Raw genomic sequence first — 19,981 nt, forward strand, 5'->3', positions numbered from 1 at the left:
TTATAAAGCATTTAAAACATCAAAAAACGCCAACTTAAAAAATGGATAGTGAGTAATTAGCTACCCTAGGTTTTCTTTGCCTTTTTTTCTGTTTAGTAAATTTCTTAATGTTTATAATTTAGATTAGTTGCGGCTTAAAAGCAGATGAATCGCGGTTATTAAACGTTTAGAATAAAAAAACGCCATACTTGAAAGTATAATGTAAGTAACTAGCCAACCACGGGGCTTCTTTTGCCTTTTTTTTCGTTTGGTAAATTTCTTAAACATTTATGGCTAAACGACAACCGTCATCCCGCTACGTGTTAGCGGGATCTAGAGATACCGCGGCGGCATGACGTAGGACTGCTGTCATTCAAGTAGCTGACGCTGGAATCCAGCCTTGCTGTAATCTCATCAAGAACGTTGTGTTTTAACATAAGATCAGCCACTTTTATGCTTACCAACTTAATAAAATTCCTGGATCCAAGTAGTCAGGCTACTCGGATGACACCTTCATAAAGTGAAATGAGATCCCGCTAACAAGCAGCGGAATGACGGGAAAAGAGGTGCTGGGATGACACCTTCACAAAGTGAAATGAGATCCCGCTAACAAGCAGCGGGATGACGGGAAAAGAGGTGCTAGAATGACACCGTTTACTATGTAACATCTCATCATATCACAATGTTCGTACAGTTGTGGCAGTATGACGTAGAAAAACTGTTAACTTAAATCTATATTGACATGTCCCATTTTACGCTTATCCCTAACCTCTTTTTTCCCATATATGGTTAAACTAGCTTTTTCGTTGCTCAAATACTTATGAGAATCATATATATCATTACCTATTATATTTTTCGTCATACAAGGAAAGCGTAATACTACTTCCTGCATAGGTAACCCGCATATTATCCTAACTAGCTGTTCAAATTGACTAACGTTACATGCATCCAAGCTCCAGTGGCAAGAATTGTGAGGTCTGGGAGCTAGTTCATTAACTAACAATTCGTTATCCTTAGTAACAAAAAATTCAATAGCCAGAATTCCTATTACATCAAGCGCATTTGCTATTTTCTTTGCAGCTCGTTGTACCTCTTGAGTTAATTTACTATCTATTTTAGCTGGCACTGTTGAAGTATCAAGTATTCCATCAACGTGGTAATTTTCTGCTATAGGAAAAAAAGCTACTTTACCGTTTTTATCTCTTGCAACGACTATTGAAACCTCTTTCAGTAGATCAACACTTGCTTCAAGAATGTACTCTGTATTCCAATCAAAGGAAGCAAATTGCTTCACTTCAGAATCATTCTCAAGCACATATTGCCCTTTTCCATCATAACCCATTTCTGTTGTTTTCAGCCTTGTTGGATAGCCAAAAGCTCTACTGCTTTTCAGTAGCTCATTATAATTTTGTATACTCTTATAGTTAGCAGTTTTTATACCCAAGTTTTTAATAAAATCCTTTTCTCTCAGTCTGTTCTGCGAAATGTGTAACGCTTTTTTACCCGGATAAAAATTTACATCGATATCAATTGCACTACATGGAATATTTTCAGACTCAATAGTAACTAAATCCACACTCTGTGCAAAAGATTCAAGAGCTTTCTTATTAGAGAAATCTGCTATTGTGAAATCATCAGCAACAGAGCAAGCCGGATCGTCTTTAGCACTGGCAAAAACATGTATTTTTTGTCCAAGTTTTGTTGCAGCGATAGCAGTCATTTTACCTAATTGTCCACCACCTATTATTCCTATTACTTTTTTGCTAAGCGCATCTGGTTCGTTCATACTATAAATTGATATTTCCTAATTAAAGTATACTTGAAAAATCTATGAAAAAAGCATATAATTAGAATATTATCTTTTTATCATGAATATTCTATAATGATTCTAGAATACACATTGACTACCAACTTTGTTGAAGTTACAGTTTTACCAATTTACATTGAAGAGCAATCCATTCCTTATGAAAATTGCTATGTATGGATGTATAACGTTAAGATAAAAAACAAAAGCCAATCAACTATTCAATTGTTAAGTCGTCATTGGCAAATAATAGATTATAAGGGAAAAGTAAATGAAATTGCCGGAGTTGGTGTTATCGGAGAACAACCTGTGATAAAATCTGGAGAGGTATTTAAATACACAAGTGGAACATACTTAAATGTACCGTCAGGAATAATGCAGGGTAAGTATGAATTTCTGAATGAAGAAAGCATAAAAGTTTTTGAAGTTATGATACCACCCTTTTCTTTGGATAGTCCATACATCAAAACTAGACCCCATTAACTGTCAAAATAGTTTATTTGTAACCAGACTGCATTCTGTGATTTTTAGCAAAGCACGATACACAATCGTCATCCCGCTACTTGTTAGCGGGATCTATGCTAAGATACCGCGAATGAATCGCGGTATGACGGTTCGTGGCGGTTATGACGTGTTAGCTATAGCTATCTTCAAAAATATGGTTGAATAATTGTTAATAATAGTGTATAATTATTAATATTTTCAAGCATTTTTGCCATGGCTCTTTCAAAATTTCTCGATCCTCGCAATGATTTGTGTTTCAAAAAAATCTTTGGAACGGAAAAAAATAAGAATATCCTGATCCACTTTTTGAACGATATTTTAGGGTTTACTGAGATAAATGCAATACAAGAAGTTGAGTTTCTTAGCACTATTATGGATCCCGAAGTTGCCTCTGATAAACAAAGTATTGTTGATGTTCTCTGCAAGGATTCTCACGGAAATAGATATATAGCAGAAATGGTGCGACCTGAAAGTCTTCGGTCATATTGTTTAAAAGGAGAGGAATTCATTCAGAAAGAAACTGAAAGGATTCTAAAACTTATTAAACCAGATGTTTTGCCGTCTGAGTCTACGCATCAGTGCGAATCGGGCAACCGGTTGGTGCCAAGCGATGCGGACAATGAACCTCCTCTTGAAAAAGAAGATGCTCAATCGTGAGAGGGGCATAAACTGCAAGCATCATGTGGTTGGAGGGCTAGGCTAGTGGTATGGTGAACGTAAGTGAAGCTTTATAAGTACCGATACGATGAAAGAGCTAAAGATGCTGATAAGCTCTGACCAAAAGGTAATGTGGATAAGTTACATTTTTTCATTTCTAGATGTACGCAAATAATAACTCCACCGGTATGGAGAAGCCACCTAACCCACTATTGTATGACTGGAGAAACAGGGTAAGCCTGTATTTTCGCCTACATGGCAAGCAAACCGCAAGGAATGCTGATGGAAGTGCAGGTAAAGGAGAATGGAGAAAGCGAATGCCATTTTGTAACGAAATGGATAGAATTTGTAACATTAATTCGCGTGAAAACGAGCAGACTTCCGTTTGGTCCCTCGTGACAAGAAACTTTGTTAACCACTTAAGGTAGGAAAGCAGATGATTACAAGTAAACCTGTAAGTGCATCTACCAAAAGCTTTGAAGCATGGAAGCAGTTGCCATGGAAGAAATGCCAGAAAGTTATTGTGAGGCTACAAAGACGTATTGTTAAGGCTGTCCAAGAAGGAAGATGGGGTAAGGTAAAAACTTTACAACATCTTCTCACACGCTCTTTTAGCGGAAAAGCTTTGGCTGTTAAGAGAGTAACTGAAAACCAAGGAAAAAACACAGCGGGTGTAGATCGTCAACTATGGTCAACTTGCAATGCTAAATTTCAAGGAATAAAGCAGTTAAAGCAAAGAGGATATAAACCTTCTCCGCTAAAACGGATTTATATCAGTAAATCTAATGGCAAAAGAAGACCTCTTGGAATACCCACGATAAAAGATAGAGCCATGCAAGCATTATATCTGTTTGCTCTGGAACCGATAGCTGAAACGATCAGTGATCGTCACTCCTATGGCTTTAGACCTAAAAGATCCTGTGCAGATGCTACAGTAGCTTGTCATTTGTTACTGGCAAGTCGTAATCAACTACAATGGATACTTGAAGGTGATATCAAAGGATGCTTTGACAACATTAATCATGAATGGCTTATGAAGCATATTCCTATGGAGAAAAAAATTCTGCATAGTTGGTTAAAAGCTGGCTTCCTAGAATCAAAAACTCTGTATCCCACAACTGCAGGTACCCCGCAAGGTGGTATAATTTCTCCAATACTAGCCAATTTAGCCTTAAACGGACTTGAAAAGTTATTGGAAAGTCGATTTGGTAAACTCGGCAGTAGAAAAAGAAACAAAATCAGAAGTGGAGTGAATGTAATCAGATACGCAGACGACTTTATTATTTCAGATTTCACACATGAAGTACTGGAAAAGGAAGTTAAGCCTTCAGTATCATCTTTTCTTCATGAGCGAGGTTTAATTCTGTCAGAAGAGAAGACAAAGATTACATCTATCACAACAGGGTTTGACTTTCTTGGTTGTAATGTACGTAGATATAATAAGAAGTTAATTATTAAACCTTCGAAAGAAAGTATTAAAAGACTTCTTAATAAAGCACGTACATTGATAAAAGCAAATATAGCGAACACTCAGGCTATAGTAATTAAGTCACTCAACTCTCTACTGAGAGGATGGGGAAATTACTATCACCATGTGTGTGCTAAAAAAGCGTTTAGAAAGATCGACAATGAAATTTGGCATAGTTTATGGAAATGGGCAAAGAAAAGACATCCTCGTAAAGGATTACGTTGGATAAAGAATCGTTACTTCAAAGTAATGGGTCAACGCCAATGGGTTTTTGCTGCACCCCTATGCAAGAACAAACCAAAAGAGATACGGTATTTAAGACTGCTTAAGCTGATTGATATACCTATCAGACGACATGTTAAAATCAGAGCGGATGCAAATCCCCTTGACTTAAAATGGAAAAAGTATTTTGATGAGAGAGTGAAACGAACAAGAATGTTAGCAAGCTCTTTCTCAAGAGAAGGTTCTCTACTGTTGGTGTCACCATTAAGAATGATGTTTCCTGAGGAATCATGAAGGACAAGCCGGTTCTAGAAAAGAAGAACTTAGATAAGGGGCTCAAGCGTAGTGTTGGGAAACCTGCATGCTGCGTTTCTAAGGGAGGGGGTAGTAGTAATACTGCTTCCTTACCTGACCAGCTCGCTAGAGACAAGGGCTTCGAAAAACGCGCTCAATTATATGCCGCTAAAGCCTACTCAAGACAATTAGATAAATCTGGCAACTACATTGATTTAAAGAAAGTCTTCTTTATTGCTATATCAAATTGTAACTTACTTCCTGAAGAAGTTGATTATATTTCTACTCACAATATACGTGATATAAAAACTAACGGCCATTACTTAAAAGATTTTCAATTTATCTTTATAGAATTGCCCAAATTTTCAAAAAGTAAAGTAGAGCAGCTAGAAAGTACAATAGAAAGGTGGTGTTTCTTTTTTAAATATGCAGAAGAAACAACAGAAGAGGACTTAAAAGAGATAGCAGAAAAAGCACCAATAATAAAGCTGGCGTATGATGAGTTAGACAAGTTTCGTTGGAACGAAAAAGATTTAGTAGCCTATGAAGAAAGGATAATGGATCTACGCAAAGAAGAAGCCATTCTTGAATACAGACTTGATCTTGCTACTGAAAAAGGCAAAAAAATTGGTAAAGAGGAAGGGAAAATTGAAGTCGCAAAAGCAATGCTGGCTAATAATGTTGATGTCAACACTATTGTCAAGTTTACTGGCCTTTCTATTAGTGAGATTGAAGAATTAAGTGGAAATCTGTGAACGGTTACGTTTATTTTTTATCCTTATCATCAAGTGTAAATAAGGTTATTGTAGAGATTAAGCCTATTATAACTATTATTAACGAAAATGGGGCAGCTTCTCTATAGCGCTCATCGCTTACAAGTTCATATATTCTAGTTGATATAGTTTCAAAATTAAATGGTCTTATAATGAGTGTTGCTGTGAGCTCCTTGATAGTATCCATAAATACGAGCAAAAATCCCGATAATATACTCTTCTTGATGAGAGGGATATGAACATTCAAACATGTGGAAATAGGTCCATGACCCATGGTATATGCAGTCCACTCAATTTCATTTGGTGTTTTTTTGAGCCCTGACTCTACCGCCTTGAAAGATATAGCAAAAAAACGGAATAAATATGAGTAAACTAATGCGCCAATAGTTCCTACTAAGCTAATTTCCACAACATATTGAGTAATGAAAGAGGATATTCTGCTTAAAAATATTATTATACTAATTGCGATAATTGCATTTGGAATTGCGTAGCCTAAAGAAATGAGACGTGCTACATTATTGATTACCTTATTTTTACGCGCCGTATATCCAATCATTATTGCAATGCTAATTGAGATTAGTGCGGTAATAACTGATAAACTAATGCTATTTGCTATTATGTTATAGAATCTTGCTTCGTATATGAACAACCCCTTCTCTATGCTCCAATATATGAGCGGAATCATTGGCAAAATAAAACCTATTAATATCGGCAATACACACATAAGATAAGCAAAGATCAACGGTATAGCGCCACTTATACTCCGTTTATTGTGATAATCTGAATTGGTATTGATTGAAGAGTAAGATATTCCTTTTTTTTGTAGTTTTTTTTCGATAGCTATTAGTATCACAACGAAAATTAATTCTGCAACTGCTAAAACAGTAGTTGAATATTTGTCATGCAGTAAAAACCAGGTGCGATATATTCCTGTCGTAAAAGTATCGATAGCAAGAAACTGTGGTGTGCCGAAATCTGTAATTACTTCCATTAGTACCAAAGACAACCCAGCTATAATTGATGGGCGTATGGAGGGTATGATGACAGAAAACAGGCTCTTCAATGAGGAGAACCCAAGCGTTGACGCAATAGTGACTGAGTTACTAACATTCTTTAGACTTGAGCGGACTAACATATAAACGTATGGATATAGGCTGAATCCCATTACTAATATTCCACCACCTAGAGATTTTATTTCAGGAAACCAATAGTCACCTTTGCTCCACTCTAAAATGTCTCTTAATGAGCTCTGCACCGGACCTGAAAACTCTAGTGTATTTACATAGACGAACGCTACTATATATCCAGGAATCGATATTGGAAAGAATAAAGCAATCTCAAAAATTTTACTTCCAGGAAATGAAAAAAATGTAGTGAGCCAAGCTGGAATTACTCCAAATATGAAGGATATTCCCCCCACTCCTATCATCAAAATTAACGTACTCAGTATATATTCAGGGAAAAGTGTGCTGATTACCCATCCGGAATTTGTTGTATCTGTAAATAGAATTGATATTAATGATAATATTGGACAGACGAATAATATACTTACTAGAAATAAGAATATATTTTTAAATACTCTTAAAAACATTAATTTGAATCTATATTTTATATTAAAATGTTATATGTAAAAACTGAAGATATCCAGTAATTATAGCTAATCCAAGAAAGGTTTCCCTACGTCATACCGCGATTCATTCGCGGTATCTCAGCATAGATTCCGCTAACGAGTAGCGGAATGACGAATTTGTTGTTTTTCAAATTGTAGAGCCACTTTAGCTATAACAGCCGTACTATTGAATATCTTTATAATTTTGTATATCATGTTTTTAGTTGATAAGTGAATAATCATGAGCTTCGTCATTGCAACTTTCTATCATTTTGTAGAACTTTCTAATTATTATGACATGAAAGACGAAATAAAAGCTACATGCAACAACGTTGAGTTAAAGGGCACTATACTCCTTGCAGAAGAGGGTGTTAATGCAACAATATCTGGTGAAAGAAACGCAATTGATAAAATATTCGATTTTCTACGTTCTGATTATAGGCTAAGGGACCTTACATGGAAAGAGAGTGCAGCAGAATATCAACCATTTAGCAAGATGAAGGTAAAATTAAAAAGAGAGATTGTGAATCTTGGTGTAAGCAATCTTGATATTTCCCTTAAGGGTAAATATGTTGATCCAGAGCATTGGGATGATTTTACTTCTCAACCTGACGTTTTAGTAATAGATACACGAAATGAGTATGAAGTGAAGTTAGGCAAGTTTAAGAATGCAATTAATCCACACACACAATGTTTCCGTGAGTTTCCTCAGTGGACAGAGTCATTTTCTGAGAGTAAAGACCTGAAAGTAGCTATGTACTGCACTGGTGGAATTAGATGCGAAAAATCAACAGCGTACATGAAAAATCTTGGATTTAACGATGTGTACCACCTGAAAGGCGGCATTCTTTCTTACCTCGAAAAAACTCATAATAAAAATAATAATTGGGAAGGTGAGTGTTTTGTTTTTGATGATAGAATTGCTGTTGATAACTCACTTACTCCAAGCAACACAATAAAATGCATACTCTGCTCAAATCAAGTTTCAACTGATAAACTGAAATCAGTTCCACGTGGCCAAGTGGTTTGTTCTGATTGTAAACTTCAGTGTTATAGCTATAATAAATAAAACATCATACTGCTGCAGTTGTATGCACGTTGTGATTTGAGAGCAACCTCTACCAGAAAGGGTGTCATGCCAGTGCCCAGACACTGGCATCCAGGTTCTTTTTTTCTAGATTCCAGCGTCACACGCTGGAATGACAAAAAAGCTGATTTTTAACGTAGATAATGGTTATGCAAGAAGTCTATTTCTTACCCTTAATCAGCTCTAAAGCCTTCTTCAAATCTATGCTTTCAATATCTGCACTCTTGCCCAAAGCAACGTTTGTTTTACCGCATTTTATATAGAATCCGTACCTACCGTTGCAGATAAAAACTTCTTTTCCTTTTTCATTAAGCCCGAGAGATTTTAGCTCTTTGCGTGGACTGTTTGCAATAATTTGTACAACTTCGCTCAATTCTGTATTCAGCACCTCTTTGGAGCTTTTCTTAAGAGAAAAGTATCTACCATCATAGAAAATATAGTACCCAAATCGCCCAAGGCCTATTTTTACTTCCTTTCCGGTTTCAGGGTGTTCTCCGATTACTTTTGGCAAGGAAAGTAACTGAGTAGCGGTGCTCAGATCAATCTCATTAACATTTATATCTTTTGGTATGGAAACCGTTTTTTTCTTTTTTAACTCGTTATTAAACTCCAGATAAAGTCCAAAAGGACCCTTTTTAATTACTACCTCTTGTCCTGTTATATCATCTATACCTAAACTTTTTGGATATTCTGAATTGTCGTTACTACCTGTAATTTCTTTTGTATGGTTGCATTCAGGATAGTTAGAACATCCAAGGAACACCCCGGCTTTTCCAAAGTTCAATTTCAATATGCCATCAGAGCAAGCAGGGCATTTTGTATTCACCTCTTTTCTTCCTTCTTCTGAACAAAACCAATCGACTACCAAATTGTGAATGCCGCTGAAAACTTCATCATGCGTCATTTGCTTGACAGAGTTTACATGACCAAAAAATGGCACCCAAAAGTGGCCTAACTCTTTTTTCCAATCTGCATGTCCATTTGAAATTAAATCAAGCTTTTCTTCCATTTGTGCTGTGAAATCATACTCTACACAACGCTGAAAAAAAGTTTCTAAAAATATAGTAACGATTTTACCACGACTGCTTGGAATAAACCTTTTGCTATCCAATGAAACGTACTCACGATCTTGTAATACCGAAATAATTGTTGCATAAGTTGATGGTCGACCTATACCGATTTCTTCCATTTTCTTAACGATACTTGCTTCACTATAACGAGGTGGCGGTTGAGTGAAATGCTGTTTTGGCTCAACTGAAATCAGCTTACACGCTTCCCCTTCCTTCATGGCAGGTAGCAGGCCTTCATTTTCGGCTTCCATGTTATCTTGATAGACTTTATAAAAACCATCAAAGAATATACTTGATCCACTTGCTCGCAGAATTACTTTCTGGTCAGTAGAACTAATTTCAACTACCACTTGATCAAGGATCGCCGATTCCATTTGACTTGCAATGGTTCTTTTCCAGATTAAATCGTACAATTTAAATTGCTCTGGCGTTAAGTAATCCTTAATACTACCCGGCGTTCTACTTATATCAGTTGGACGAATTGCTTCATGTGCTTCTTGAGCATTTTTGACCTTTTTTACATATTTACGAGGAGACTGCGGTAAATATTTATCACCATATAATGACTTAATTGACCCTCTAATTGAGTTTATAGCCTCATCTGCAATATGAAACCCATCTGTACGCATGTAAGTTATCAACCCTACAGTTTCACCACCAATATCGATACCTTCATATAAATTTTGCGCTATGCGCATAACACTTTTCACATTAAAATACAGTTTATTCACCGCATCTTGCTGAAGACTTGAAGTAATAAACGGAGGAAGCGGGTTTCTCTTAACTTGCTTGCGTTCTACTGTGCTTACAGCATATTGCCTTGATTCAATCTCCCTGACTAAGTTCTTTGCTTCTTCTTCATTCTTAATATCAAATTTTTCTAGCTTTTTATTGTCATAGTGGCTTAGCATAGCAAAAAAAGCCTCATCTTTGCTATTTTGCATTTCTGCTTTTATGCTCCAATACTCCTGTGTTATAAATTTACTAATTTCATCTTCTCGTTCGCATATAATCTTTAATGCAACAGACTGCACTCGCCCTGCAGACTTGCTTCCCGACAATTTTGTCCACAGCAGTGGTGACAAACTAAATCCAACTAGATAATCCAAAGCTCTACGTGCTTGTTGTGCACGCACTAAATCCATATTAATTTCACGTGGATTTTTTATTGCTTCTTGTACTGCTCTCTTTGTTATCTCATTAAAGACTACTCTATAAATGTTGTTTTCATTACTGATTGCTTTCTTTTCTTTTAATGTCTCTATCACATGCCAAGCCATTGCTTCCCCTTCTCTGTCTGGGTCTGTTGCAAGATATATATCTGATGCTTTACTTGCTGCTTTTACTAGCTCTTTTATATATTTTTCTGCTTTTTCAATGGTTTCATACTTTATAGCAAAATCATTATCAGGATCGACAGAACCGTTTTTTGCTGGAAGATCCCTCACATGTCCAAAGGATGCAGCTACTTTGAACTCTTTACTCAAATATTTACCTATTGTCTTTGCTTTTGCAGGTGATTCAACTATTAATAACGCCATACTGTTAATTATTTTAGTACTTAAAGATAATATGTTGAGAAATATACAATGAAAAGTAAAAAAATATTTTAATAGGTCTTGTGAATTTTACAAAGTAGGTTCTTGACCCTCTTTAGAAAACCCTTGGATGTTGATATTTTCAAGCGACTTTGAAGGCTCATTACAATAGTATATGATCGCAGCAGCAACGAGAAGCTAGATTCCAGTGTCAGCTACTTGCATGACAAAAAAAGGAGCGCTGGGATGACATCCTCCCTTGTGGAAATTGCTCTCAAATCACAATGCCCGTACAGCCGTAACCCTGGAGGTACTGTTTCTCACCCACTGGAGATATTGCACGGTACTATCTACTTGATCATCGTGTCGAGTTTCAGGAAACATTAAAATCTCATACTCAAAATCGTTCAGCCATACTGCTTGATGTGGCAGAAAAACCTTGCCAGACTCTATAATCGGAACAATTTGATGAAATCGAGTGAGCTTGTCATCATGTGGCACTATTTCAATAATCGGTAAATCACTGTTTGTCTTTAGCTCTTGCACCAATTGTTGACCACTTGTTTTTGCTTCGATTAAAATTGCGTGTGGCGTCCATCTTGCAGCTAGTGACAAAACCTGTTCTTTAAGCTTTGGATACTCAAGCTTTGCGCGATATACGTCGAGTAAATAGAATTTATTATCTATTTTTGCCCAGGTGGTGCAGACACTAAAGTTGCTCATGTTACTTGTTGAAACCGCAGTATCCCAACTTTGTGTTACATGCGAGAGATTATCAGGAACATTTTTATAGCGCTTTAGCCACTCTCGTTTGACTATACCACTTGAAAGCGGCAGAGGGTTTTGTTGATATTGAGCAGCAAAAGCGTAACTCCCAAGTTCAGCTTTTATTATCTCAACTTCTTCTTTTCCTCCATCGAGGGAATATAACAACTGACCTTCTTCTCTTGAATATAATATCCTTACAGGTGACGCTGGTTTATTATATAATCGCCTGGTCGCACAATGCTGAGCTACTCGGATGATAGGAACGGGAGGTATTGGCTTTTTAATTGAATAAATAACCTGCTTATTTTCAGAAATCATTGGCAAACAAATATGATGCCATATGTTTTTTGGCTTGGAGAGAAGGTGTCCAGTTAAGTCCTCCTGGTGTAGCCTGTGCATTACAAGAACGATGACTCCTTTTTTTCTATCGTTCAGCCTGGTTACTAAAGTCTGATCAAACCAGTTTGTGGCACGCTTTCTAAGCGTTTCACTCAAAGCTTGAGCAGAACTGAGCGGATCGTCCACAATGATAAAATCACCACCTTCACCAGTTAGTGTTCCACCAACTGATGTTGCGATTCTGTATCCTCTCTGCACTGTTTGAAATTTATATTTGGTATTCTGGTCTTTGGATAGTTCTATCTCTGGAAATAGCGCTCTATACCAACTAGACTGCATCACGCACCTGGTGTCGAGCGAGTGCTTTTCGCTGAGCCGCTGAGAATAACTTGCAACTATTATTCTCGCAGTTGGTTGGTTTCCCAGTATCCATGCGGGCCACGCAACGCTTATGCACATGGACTTCATCGAGCGCGGAGGCATATTGAATATTATTCGTTTCACTTCACCAGCGCTCGCTGCTTCCAGCCTGTCTGCTATGACTTTTATATACTGATAATCGTTATACTCACACCCCGGCACTACCGTTTGAAAGCACAGTTCAATGAATTTTAGAAAGTTCATGATATAATGTTGAAACCAGCGCGTAACGCTGGGATGACAGAAAAAGGAGCACTGGAATGACACCCTACTTAACCGTCATACCGCGATTCATTCGCGGTATCTCTTAGCCGCTAACACGTAGCGGGATGACGGTTGTTGTTTAGCTATAAATATTAAGGAATTTACCAAATGAAAAAAAAGGCAAAAGAAGCCCCGTGGTTATTATCCGCTTTAAAATATTGGCGTTTTTTATGTTTTAAATGCTTGACAAGCGAGATTCAGCCGCTTTTAATTGCAACTAACCTACGCTGCAAATGTTTAAGAAATTTACTAAGCAGAAAAAAAGACAAAGAATCCCCGAGTTAGCTAGTCTTTTACTATCTCTGTCGAGTATTGGCATTTTTTGATGTCTTGTAACGCTTTATAAGCGCGTTCAGCTTATTTAGATAAAAATCTAGATGTAGATGAAGTTTTGTAAAGACATACAGTATCTATATACTGCAAAAAATTGAACATAAGACGCCGATACATTAAGTAATCCTTACCTTTTAATCTGCAGATTGGCGAAAGCAAATACAATAGCTTCACTATCATGATAAGGGCGCTGGTGGAGTTTGTCAAGCAACTTTCTATATAATATTTTCTAAAATAAATAGACTTCTCGCATCCAATTTCGGTAGCGCGCGACACACAACTGCAATGACAAGGTTTTGTAAGATAAACATCATATTCACACGAAGTACTTGACTTCACTTGTACTAAGAAGCATTTTATATATGTTGTGTGCCCGTAGCTCAGCTGGATAGAGCAACAGCCTTCTAAGCTGTGGGTCGTAGGTTCGAATCCCACCGGGCACACTCTTTTATCAATACTTTCTATAAATCTTCAAGTACTCTGGCACCACATTTTCAATTGCTAATGGTCGAACCTTCATTGTTTCAAGGTCAACTGACTTTTCGATTGAACTATTCATCATAACTTTCACCTGATCTTGAGTAAGCATAGGGTTCGTATCTCCGGTTATTGGTTTTAGCAGCATAGAAATAATTTTATTTTCTAAAAAGAAAGCTATTAACTTTGCCATTGGAAAAGATACATTGATCAACAAACACTTTCTGTTAGTAACATTCAGAATAAACTTCAATAAGCTTTTGAAAGAGTAAACCTTTGGTCCACCCATGTTATAAATTTTCTTGTCTTGCTTATTAAAACTGATAATACGATATACCACTTCAGCTAAGTCTGTTACACATATTGGCTGAAATTTAGTTGTTCCATTGCCAATTAGTGGTAAGAAAGGAAGAATAGTTGCTAATCTTGCAAATTTATTAAAGAAGTTGTCTTCTTTACCAAATACAAGGCTTGGCCTAATTATTATTGCTTTTTGAAATGCTGAAGTTACAGCTTTTTCACCTTCCAATTTACTTTTGGCATATTTTGACAACTTGCTATTTTCTATTCCCATAGCAGAAAAATGTATCATCATAGGTACATTTTTCATTTTTGCAGCTTTTGCTATCCTTTCAGCTATTTTAACGTGAACAGCGTAAAAATCGTGCTTTTTTGCTTCATATAATATTCCCACTAAGTTTATAGCTACATCACATTCTTCCATACCATCCAGAACTGATTTTTCATCAAAAAAATCGCCTTTAAATATTGATATTTGTCCTAAATTGCCACACAATTTTAAACAAGCAGCTTTTTCCTGATTACGAGTGAATATCTTTATTAAATATCCTTCTGCTGCCAAGCGTCTTACGATGTGTTTCCCTATAAACCCCGTTCCACCAAAAATAATTACACGTTTTATCACAATTAAAGTTCCTAATAATTTGTTACTGTAAATTAATACAATGATTTCGCTTAATATTTTATTACGAATTCCCGTACAATAAGATCCATTTTCATTCCTCGTGAGCCTTTAACTAGAATTGCGTCATTATTCTGAATAATGTTAGCTAAATCACTTTTCAATTGATTAGAATCATTAAAATGCGTGCCTCTTATATTATCTGGCAAAAACTCATGCAATTCTAACATAAATTTACCAACTGTATAAACTTTATCTACATTATTTTCTGTGATAACCTTAACCAGATCTGTATGAAATTTTATGCTTTCATCACCAAGTTCCAACATATCACCAAGCAAAGCTACTTTTCTCTGATTAGAATATGTACTCAAAGTTTTTATCGCAGTTTTCATCGAAGCAGGGCTGGCGTTATAGGAGTCATCAATTAAATGTATATATTTTCTATTGTATTTGACCTTATGAATATTGCCTCTACCTTTCGTTACACTAAAATTCTTAAGTGCAAGTGGTAATTTTGATAAATCAAGTCCGAGGCTCTGCACAACTGCTGCTGCAACAAGTAGCGAATAAGCAAAATGCTCACCTTGCACACGTAAATTACAGTTTATAGTTTGATTATCACTCAGCCTGATTTTTAAATTTAGCCCGTCATCATTTCTTATTAGGTCCAACAAACAAACTTCAGCATTTTTATCTTTACCGAAGCTTATTACATTTCTATTGGCATGTGATGAGAGATAATCATAATATTTATTATCTCTGTTCAAAATCAAAGTACCGTTATTTTTCATACCATACAGAATCTCTAACTTCGCTTGTGCAACGTCAAATAGTGATGAAAAATTTTCAGTATGTGCAGGTTCGATGTTGGTAATAACTGCAATATTCGGATTACTAATCTTTGATAATTCTTTTATTTCACCAGCTTTATTCATTCCCATTTCAAGGATTAAGTACTGGCAGTTTTTTGGAGCTTTTAGAATTGTCAAAGGCAATCCTATATTATTATTTAAGTTACCTTCGTTTGCATGGGACACTCCATATTGCGATAAAACAGTGTGCAGCATATCCTTTGTAGTAGTTTTCCCGACACTGCCTGTAATTGCAATAACTTTAGCGTCAACAAGAACATTTCTAATATAGTATGATGCCATATCGTGCAAAGCTTTCAGGGTATCTTGTACAATAACGAGAGGAAAATTTTTATATTTACCCTCACTTACTATTGCAGCTACTGCCCCTTTTAAAAACGCTTCATGCAAAAAATTATGGCCATCAAAATTCTTTCCCTTGAGTGCAATAAATAAATCACCTTTTTTTATGCTTCTTGTATCCGTTGAAATATTTGAGCTATGTATCCAATTACAACCATTTACGTCTCTTCCGCCAGTTGCATCAATGATATTATTTGTGCTCCATTTAAACATAATTTAGAGAGTATTCTTTATAATAAATTGAACAATAAAAGTAGCGAAAATACTACATGTTTTAGACAATGTACAAATAATGGTTGCAATCCCTATAATTCTATCTTATAATGAATATAGAAGTTTAAATTTTTTCGTCTATAATTAAAATGTATTTAGTTGTAGAAAGTACCTTGGAGGTATGTATGTTCACAGGAAAAAATGAAAAATCTACTTCTATACTAGCTAAAGTTGGTAATGCAGCTTCGGGAGTAGGAAGTTTTCTGGGTAGAGGTGTAAAAGTTCTAGTCAAGGGTGCAGTGTACCCTATATGGCCAAAGAATTGGTTTAAGTCCTGGGATGAAATGCGGCACGACATAAAAAATGGCGGACGTTCTATTATTGGCAACCCACTTGAAGAATATGATCCACCTATAGAAACCACACAAGCTAGTGAGGATCTTGGTGTCCAAATAATGGAGCAAAAGAAAGGAACAGGAAAGGTAACTTTTTTAGCATCAAGGACTCTGACAGGGGATATACCCTATTTGACGCCAGAACGATTAGGTGAAATAAAGCAAAACCTGCCAAATGTAACTATCTTTAAAGAAGAAAACAAAGTTGTAATTGAAGTTGATGTTAAAAAAATAATTGAAGACATCAAAAAGAACAATCCAGGAATTGATGAGAAAAGAATAAAAGAGCTTGCTCTTGAAAAAATTGCTGAAGGAGCTGAAGGAGTTGGTGGCAACCTTAAAAAGCTAGCAAAAATTACTGGCGGAGAATTTAAAGTTCACACAGACTTAAAATTGCTGTATGGTATTGCAGAAAAATTGTATAAGGAATATGATGATCAAAAGCAGTCATCAGACAAAGTTGTGAAGTCTGATGTTGGTCAGCCTTCAGAAACTATAGCTTCAGGTGAGAAAAAATGGGCGCAAGAAGCTATAAAAGCAGGTAAGTCGCAAAGTTGTGGAATGCAAAAATAAGTTATAGGGGAGTATTATGAGTGAAGCTAAAAAAATAGAGGAAAGACATCATAGTCTAACTGTTCCTGGGGATATGTATCACTTACAACCAGGAGTTATTACTGGAAAAAGGGTAAGTGGAATAGAACCCTTTTTGAAAGAACAGCAGGACATGGTAAAAGTAAGGGAACTTGTAAGCTCTTTAAATCTTGAAGATGCTTCTGGTGAAGCGATAAAACCACTATCTGCACCTAATGTAGAGAAAAACGAAGAAAGAGGGAAAGGTCGCTCTTAAAATATGAGCAATGAAGTTTATGATAGCGATAACATCTTTGCTCAAATATTAAGAGGTGAGTTACCTTGTGAGAAGGTACATGAAAATGAAAATGTACTAGCTTTTCATGATAAGTACCCTGACGCACCAGTTCATATTTTAGTTATATCAAAAAATCAATATATTTCATATGATGATTTCATTCTAAAAGCTCCTGAAGAGGAAATAGCGGATTTCTTCAAAACTGTAAGAGAGATAGCACACAAATATAATCTAGAAAAAACAGGATATAGATTAGTCACTAACTACGGTGAAAATGGAGAGCAGGTTGTACCACACTTTCACGTGCATATTTTAGGTGGTAAAAAGTTAGGAAAGCATGTAAACTCATAGTGTTATATGTTTTGTTAAATGAGCGAATATTTAACCATAGTAATCTTTATCTGCGTATCAATTGTAGTATCTTTTGCTTTAGGTATATTGCCTATGTTTCTTGCAGTGAGTAAGCCAGATGGTGAAAAGCTTTCCACATATGAGTGTGGCTTCAATCCACTATCCAGTGCAAGAAAAAATTTTGACATTAAATTTTATCTAGTTTCAATATTATTTATAATATTTGACTTAGAAATTGCTTTTCTTTTTCCTTGGGCTGTTTCTTTATCTAAGATAAGCTATGGTGGATTTTGGTCTATGATGGTATTTCTTGCAATACTCACTATAGGTTTTATCTATGAATGGTGTAAAGGTGCATTAGAGTGGGAGTAGTTTATGACAAATCAAATTCTATCTAATGATGACTGGGGTCGTTATAAAAAAGAAGGGTTTCTTGTCACTAAATTTGGTGATTTAACAGATTATGTAATGAATTGGGCAAGGTCTGGTTCATTGTGGCCAATGACATTTGGTCTTGCATGTTGCGCAGTTGAGATGATGCATACTGCATCCAGCCGTTATGATCTTGATAGATATGGTATAATGTTTCGTGCAAGCCCACGTCAATCAGATGTGATGATTGTTGCTGGCACACTAACTAATAAAATGGCAGCAGCATTGCGCAAGGTTTATGATCAAATGGCAGACCCGAAGTATGTTATTTCCATGGGAAGTTGTGCAAATGGTGGTGGTTATTACCATTACTCTTATTCAGTAGTCCGAGGCTGTGATAGAATTGTGCCAGTTGACGTGTATGTCCCTGGATGCCCACCAACCGCTGAGGCGTTGCTATATGGAATGCTATGCCTACAAAACAAAATAAAACGGACTCGGAATGGATAAAACTGCAAAGTATATACAAAAAAAGACCAAATGCGAGTGCATTCAAAAAGATGATGGCATTATTGTAATATATTCAACTTTAGATGAAATTGAAAAGTACCTATTCTTTCTACGTGATGATGAAAAGTGTAGGTTTGAACTATTAGTTGATATTTTTGGGGTTGACTATCCAAATAGAGAGAAGCGTTTCGAGCTAATATACAATCTGCTCAGCATTGTGCATAATATTAGAGTACACATAAAGCTTCAGTTATGTGAAAGCGACATGCCTCCAAGTGTAGCGAAGATATTTAGTACGGCTTTGTGGTTTGAGCGTGAAGTGTTTGATATGTATGGAATAGAGTTTTCTGATCACCCTGATTTGCGTAGGATTCTAACAGACTATGGATTCAAAGGTCATCCAATGTTAAAAGATTTCCCTCTCACTGGTTATGAGGAAGTAAGATATGATATAGAGACAAAAAAGGTTGTGTATAATCCTATAGATTTACCGCAAGATTTTCGTATGTTTGATAGCTTATCGCCTTGGGAAGGTAAAACCATAAAAGTAAATACAAAGGAGTAGAAAATGACAGTACAAAGAAAAAAAATATCTTTAATCGGTGCAGGAAATATCGGTGGAACTCTCACCCATATGATTGCACTAAGGGAACTCGGTGATGTTGTTTTACTTGATATTAGTGATGGAATACCACAAGGTAAAGCACTCGACATAGCAGAATCATCCCCTATTGATGGATTTAATGTCAATATTACTGGCACAAATAGGTATGAAGATATAAAAAACTCCGATGCAATTATAATAACCGCTGGCATCGCTAGAAAACCTGGAATGAGCAGGGATGACCTCCTGCAAACCAATGCTAAAGTAATGAAGGAGGTTGGCGAAAATATTAAAAAATATTCTCCAAACGCGTTTGTAATAGTGGTTACCAACCCTTTGGATGCCATGGTTTCAGTGGTGCATAAATTTTCAAACCTTCCAACTAATATGATTGTTGGCATGGCAGGAGTGCTTGATTCTTCCCGTTTTCGTTACTTTCTTGCAAGTGAGTTAAATATCTCAGTTGAAGATATATCTGCTTTTGTGCTTGGAGGACATGGCGACACTATGGTACCACTAATCAATTGTGCTTCAGTTGCTGGAGTTCCACTTACTCAAATTATCGATATGGGTCTTATCACACAGAAAAAAGTCGATGAAATAGTTGAACGCACTCGCAATGGCGGTAAAGAAATAGTTGATCTGCTTAAGTCTGGATCTGCATACTACGCTCCTGCATCTTCAGCTATATGCATGTTAGAATCATATTTAAAAGATAAGAGGCGCATATTACCATGTGCTGCTTACCTTAATGGTGAATATGGTGTAGAAGAGTTGTTTATTGGTGTTCCTGTAATTATTGGAAAAAACGGAATTGAAAAGATCCTAGAAGTTAAAATGAATGATAGTGAACAAGAAATGTTTAATAAGTCTGTAAACTCGGTGAGAGAGCTGGTGAAATCTTTAGGTTCATAAGCAAATTA

Annotated in this window: 19 protein-coding genes, 1 tRNA gene and 1 pseudogene; 14 read left to right on the plus strand and 7 right to left on the minus strand. The window is 36.2% G+C overall.

Annotated features, from left to right (window positions below; genetic code table 11):
- Window positions 1–700: 700 nt before the first annotated feature.
- Window positions 701–1,765 (minus strand): 5-(carboxyamino)imidazole ribonucleotide synthase, encoded by a 1,065-nt coding sequence (locus AAGD50_RS00465; protein ID WP_264723861.1) that lies wholly within the window; start codon window positions 1,763–1,765, stop codon window positions 701–703.
- Between the two features lie 99 nt (window positions 1,766–1,864).
- Here AAGD50_RS00465 and apaG point away from each other — a divergent pair, with 99 nt between their 5' ends.
- From apaG to AAGD50_RS00490, 5 genes and pseudogenes are all read left to right on the plus strand, one after another.
- Window positions 1,865–2,266, plus strand: coding sequence for a Co2+/Mg2+ efflux protein ApaG (apaG, locus tag AAGD50_RS00470; RefSeq protein ID WP_179951370.1), 402 nt, complete (start codon window positions 1,865–1,867; stop codon window positions 2,264–2,266).
- 234 nt (window positions 2,267–2,500) lie between these two features.
- Window positions 2,501–2,746, plus strand: a pseudogene (locus AAGD50_RS00475) (PD-(D/E)XK nuclease family transposase); the annotation flags it as partial.
- A gap of 359 nt (window positions 2,747–3,105) precedes the next feature.
- A complete protein-coding gene (locus tag AAGD50_RS00480; RefSeq protein ID WP_341810054.1) occupies window positions 3,106–3,372 on the plus strand; it encodes a hypothetical protein in 267 nt (88 codons plus the stop codon).
- Window positions 3,373–3,380: 8 nt separating this feature from the next.
- Window positions 3,381–4,928 carry a group II intron reverse transcriptase/maturase gene (gene ltrA / locus AAGD50_RS00485; RefSeq protein WP_341809996.1) on the plus strand — a complete coding sequence of 516 codons (1,548 nt, stop codon included), beginning with the start codon at window positions 3,381–3,383 and terminating at the stop codon, window positions 4,926–4,928.
- Complete coding sequence (locus tag AAGD50_RS00490; protein ID WP_341810055.1) at window positions 4,925–5,683, plus strand: Rpn family recombination-promoting nuclease/putative transposase; 759 nt, start codon at window positions 4,925–4,927, stop codon at window positions 5,681–5,683. The genes ltrA and AAGD50_RS00490 overlap by 4 nt, the downstream gene beginning before the upstream one ends.
- Before the next feature lie 10 nt (window positions 5,684–5,693).
- Here the strand turns inward: AAGD50_RS00490 and AAGD50_RS00495 are convergent, their stop codons facing one another.
- Complete coding sequence (locus AAGD50_RS00495; RefSeq protein ID WP_265024516.1) at window positions 5,694–7,292, minus strand: ABC transporter permease; 1,599 nt, start codon at window positions 7,290–7,292, stop codon at window positions 5,694–5,696.
- 259 nt (window positions 7,293–7,551) lie between these two features.
- On the opposite strand from AAGD50_RS00495, the gene AAGD50_RS00500 reads away from it, so the two are divergent.
- Entirely contained in the window at window positions 7,552–8,379 is an 828-nt protein-coding gene (locus AAGD50_RS00500; RefSeq protein WP_264723859.1) for a rhodanese-related sulfurtransferase, read from the plus strand.
- On the opposite strand, the gene AAGD50_RS00505 is transcribed toward AAGD50_RS00500, so the two are convergent.
- The 3 genes from AAGD50_RS00505 to terL form a co-directional block, all read right to left on the minus strand.
- Entirely contained in the window at window positions 8,367–8,501 is a 135-nt protein-coding gene (locus tag AAGD50_RS00505) for a hypothetical protein (protein WP_255407365.1), read from the minus strand. The two genes, AAGD50_RS00500 and AAGD50_RS00505, sit on opposite strands and share 13 nt — an antisense overlap.
- A gap of 56 nt (window positions 8,502–8,557) precedes the next feature.
- Window positions 8,558–11,008 (minus strand): type I DNA topoisomerase, encoded by a 2,451-nt coding sequence (gene topA / locus AAGD50_RS00510; protein WP_264723857.1) that lies wholly within the window; start codon window positions 11,006–11,008, stop codon window positions 8,558–8,560.
- Between the two features lie 276 nt (window positions 11,009–11,284).
- On the minus strand, window positions 11,285–12,736 hold the full coding sequence (terL, locus tag AAGD50_RS00515; RefSeq protein ID WP_341810056.1) for a phage terminase large subunit: 1,452 nt from the start codon (window positions 12,734–12,736) through the stop codon (window positions 11,285–11,287).
- Between the two features lie 762 nt (window positions 12,737–13,498).
- Here terL and AAGD50_RS00520 point away from each other — a divergent pair.
- Window positions 13,499–13,572: transfer RNA gene (locus AAGD50_RS00520), tRNA-Arg, on the plus strand.
- A gap of 8 nt (window positions 13,573–13,580) precedes the next feature.
- Here the strand turns inward: AAGD50_RS00520 and AAGD50_RS00525 are convergent.
- Both AAGD50_RS00525 and AAGD50_RS00530 read right to left on the minus strand, forming a co-directional pair.
- Window positions 13,581–14,531: a complex I NDUFA9 subunit family protein gene (locus tag AAGD50_RS00525; protein WP_264339548.1), complete on the minus strand. Its 951-nt coding sequence runs from the start codon at window positions 14,529–14,531 to the stop codon at window positions 13,581–13,583.
- Between the two features lie 50 nt (window positions 14,532–14,581).
- Window positions 14,582–15,958, minus strand: a complete 1,377-nt coding sequence (locus tag AAGD50_RS00530) for a UDP-N-acetylmuramoyl-tripeptide--D-alanyl-D-alanine ligase (protein ID WP_264723856.1) — start codon at window positions 15,956–15,958, stop codon at window positions 14,582–14,584.
- Window positions 15,959–16,143: 185 nt separating this feature from the next.
- Between AAGD50_RS00530 and AAGD50_RS00535 the strand changes: the two genes are divergently transcribed.
- Genes AAGD50_RS00535 through mdh form a run of 7 tightly spaced genes read left to right on the plus strand, consistent with a single transcriptional unit; the run spans window position 16,144 to window position 19,973 of the window.
- Window positions 16,144–16,926, plus strand: coding sequence for a hypothetical protein (locus tag AAGD50_RS00535; RefSeq protein ID WP_155969270.1), 783 nt, complete (start codon window positions 16,144–16,146; stop codon window positions 16,924–16,926).
- 16 nt (window positions 16,927–16,942) lie between these two features.
- On the plus strand, window positions 16,943–17,200 hold the full coding sequence (locus AAGD50_RS00540) for a hypothetical protein (protein ID WP_341810057.1): 258 nt from the start codon (window positions 16,943–16,945) through the stop codon (window positions 17,198–17,200).
- 3 nt (window positions 17,201–17,203) lie between these two features.
- Window positions 17,204–17,572 (plus strand): HIT domain-containing protein, encoded by a 369-nt coding sequence (locus tag AAGD50_RS00545; RefSeq protein WP_010082356.1) that lies wholly within the window; start codon window positions 17,204–17,206, stop codon window positions 17,570–17,572.
- An 18-nt stretch (window positions 17,573–17,590) separates the two neighbouring features.
- Window positions 17,591–17,944, plus strand: a complete 354-nt coding sequence (locus AAGD50_RS00550) for an NADH-quinone oxidoreductase subunit A (protein ID WP_006279576.1) — start codon at window positions 17,591–17,593, stop codon at window positions 17,942–17,944.
- A 3-nt stretch (window positions 17,945–17,947) separates the two neighbouring features.
- On the plus strand, window positions 17,948–18,454 hold the full coding sequence (locus AAGD50_RS00555) for a NuoB/complex I 20 kDa subunit family protein (RefSeq protein WP_006279574.1): 507 nt from the start codon (window positions 17,948–17,950) through the stop codon (window positions 18,452–18,454).
- Window positions 18,447–19,019 (plus strand): NADH-quinone oxidoreductase subunit C, encoded by a 573-nt coding sequence (locus AAGD50_RS00560; protein ID WP_006279573.1) that lies wholly within the window; start codon window positions 18,447–18,449, stop codon window positions 19,017–19,019. The genes AAGD50_RS00555 and AAGD50_RS00560 overlap by 8 nt, the downstream gene beginning before the upstream one ends.
- 3 nt (window positions 19,020–19,022) lie before the next feature.
- Window positions 19,023–19,973 carry a malate dehydrogenase gene (gene mdh, locus AAGD50_RS00565; RefSeq protein ID WP_007548577.1) on the plus strand — a complete coding sequence of 317 codons (951 nt, stop codon included), beginning with the start codon at window positions 19,023–19,025 and terminating at the stop codon, window positions 19,971–19,973.
- The last annotated feature ends 8 nt before the right edge of the window (window positions 19,974–19,981 follow it).

Source organism: Wolbachia endosymbiont (group A) of Apotomis capreana (genome assembly GCF_964027025.1).
GTDB classification, from domain to species: Bacteria; Pseudomonadota; Alphaproteobacteria; order Rickettsiales; family Anaplasmataceae; genus Wolbachia; species Wolbachia pipientis.

Coding starts and splice junctions, on each gene's coding strand:
- AAGD50_RS00540 (WP_341810057.1), top strand. CDS start 16,943: ATGAGTGAAGCTAAAAAAATAGAGGAAAGACATCATAGTCTAACTGTT.
- AAGD50_RS00550 (WP_006279576.1), top strand. CDS start 17,591: ATGAGCGAATATTTAACCATAGTAATCTTTATCTGCGTATCAATTGTA.
- AAGD50_RS00555 (WP_006279574.1), top strand. CDS start 17,948: ATGACAAATCAAATTCTATCTAATGATGACTGGGGTCGTTATAAAAAA.
- terL (WP_341810056.1), bottom strand. CDS start 12,736: ATGAACTTTCTAAAATTCATTGAACTGTGCTTTCAAACGGTAGTGCCG.
- topA (WP_264723857.1), bottom strand. CDS start 11,008: ATGGCGTTATTAATAGTTGAATCACCTGCAAAAGCAAAGACAATAGGT.
- AAGD50_RS00545 (WP_010082356.1), top strand. CDS start 17,204: ATGAGCAATGAAGTTTATGATAGCGATAACATCTTTGCTCAAATATTA.
- AAGD50_RS00530 (WP_264723856.1), bottom strand. CDS start 15,958: ATGTTTAAATGGAGCACAAATAATATCATTGATGCAACTGGCGGAAGA.
- mdh (WP_007548577.1), top strand. CDS start 19,023: ATGACAGTACAAAGAAAAAAAATATCTTTAATCGGTGCAGGAAATATC.
- AAGD50_RS00465 (WP_264723861.1), bottom strand. CDS start 1,765: ATGAACGAACCAGATGCGCTTAGCAAAAAAGTAATAGGAATAATAGGT.
- ltrA (WP_341809996.1), top strand. CDS start 3,381: ATGATTACAAGTAAACCTGTAAGTGCATCTACCAAAAGCTTTGAAGCA.
- AAGD50_RS00480 (WP_341810054.1), top strand. CDS start 3,106: ATGTACGCAAATAATAACTCCACCGGTATGGAGAAGCCACCTAACCCA.
- AAGD50_RS00500 (WP_264723859.1), top strand. CDS start 7,552: ATGAGCTTCGTCATTGCAACTTTCTATCATTTTGTAGAACTTTCTAAT.
- AAGD50_RS00535 (WP_155969270.1), top strand. CDS start 16,144: ATGTTCACAGGAAAAAATGAAAAATCTACTTCTATACTAGCTAAAGTT.
- AAGD50_RS00495 (WP_265024516.1), bottom strand. CDS start 7,292: ATGTTTTTAAGAGTATTTAAAAATATATTCTTATTTCTAGTAAGTATA.
- AAGD50_RS00560 (WP_006279573.1), top strand. CDS start 18,447: ATGGATAAAACTGCAAAGTATATACAAAAAAAGACCAAATGCGAGTGC.
- AAGD50_RS00490 (WP_341810055.1), top strand. CDS start 4,925: ATGAAGGACAAGCCGGTTCTAGAAAAGAAGAACTTAGATAAGGGGCTC.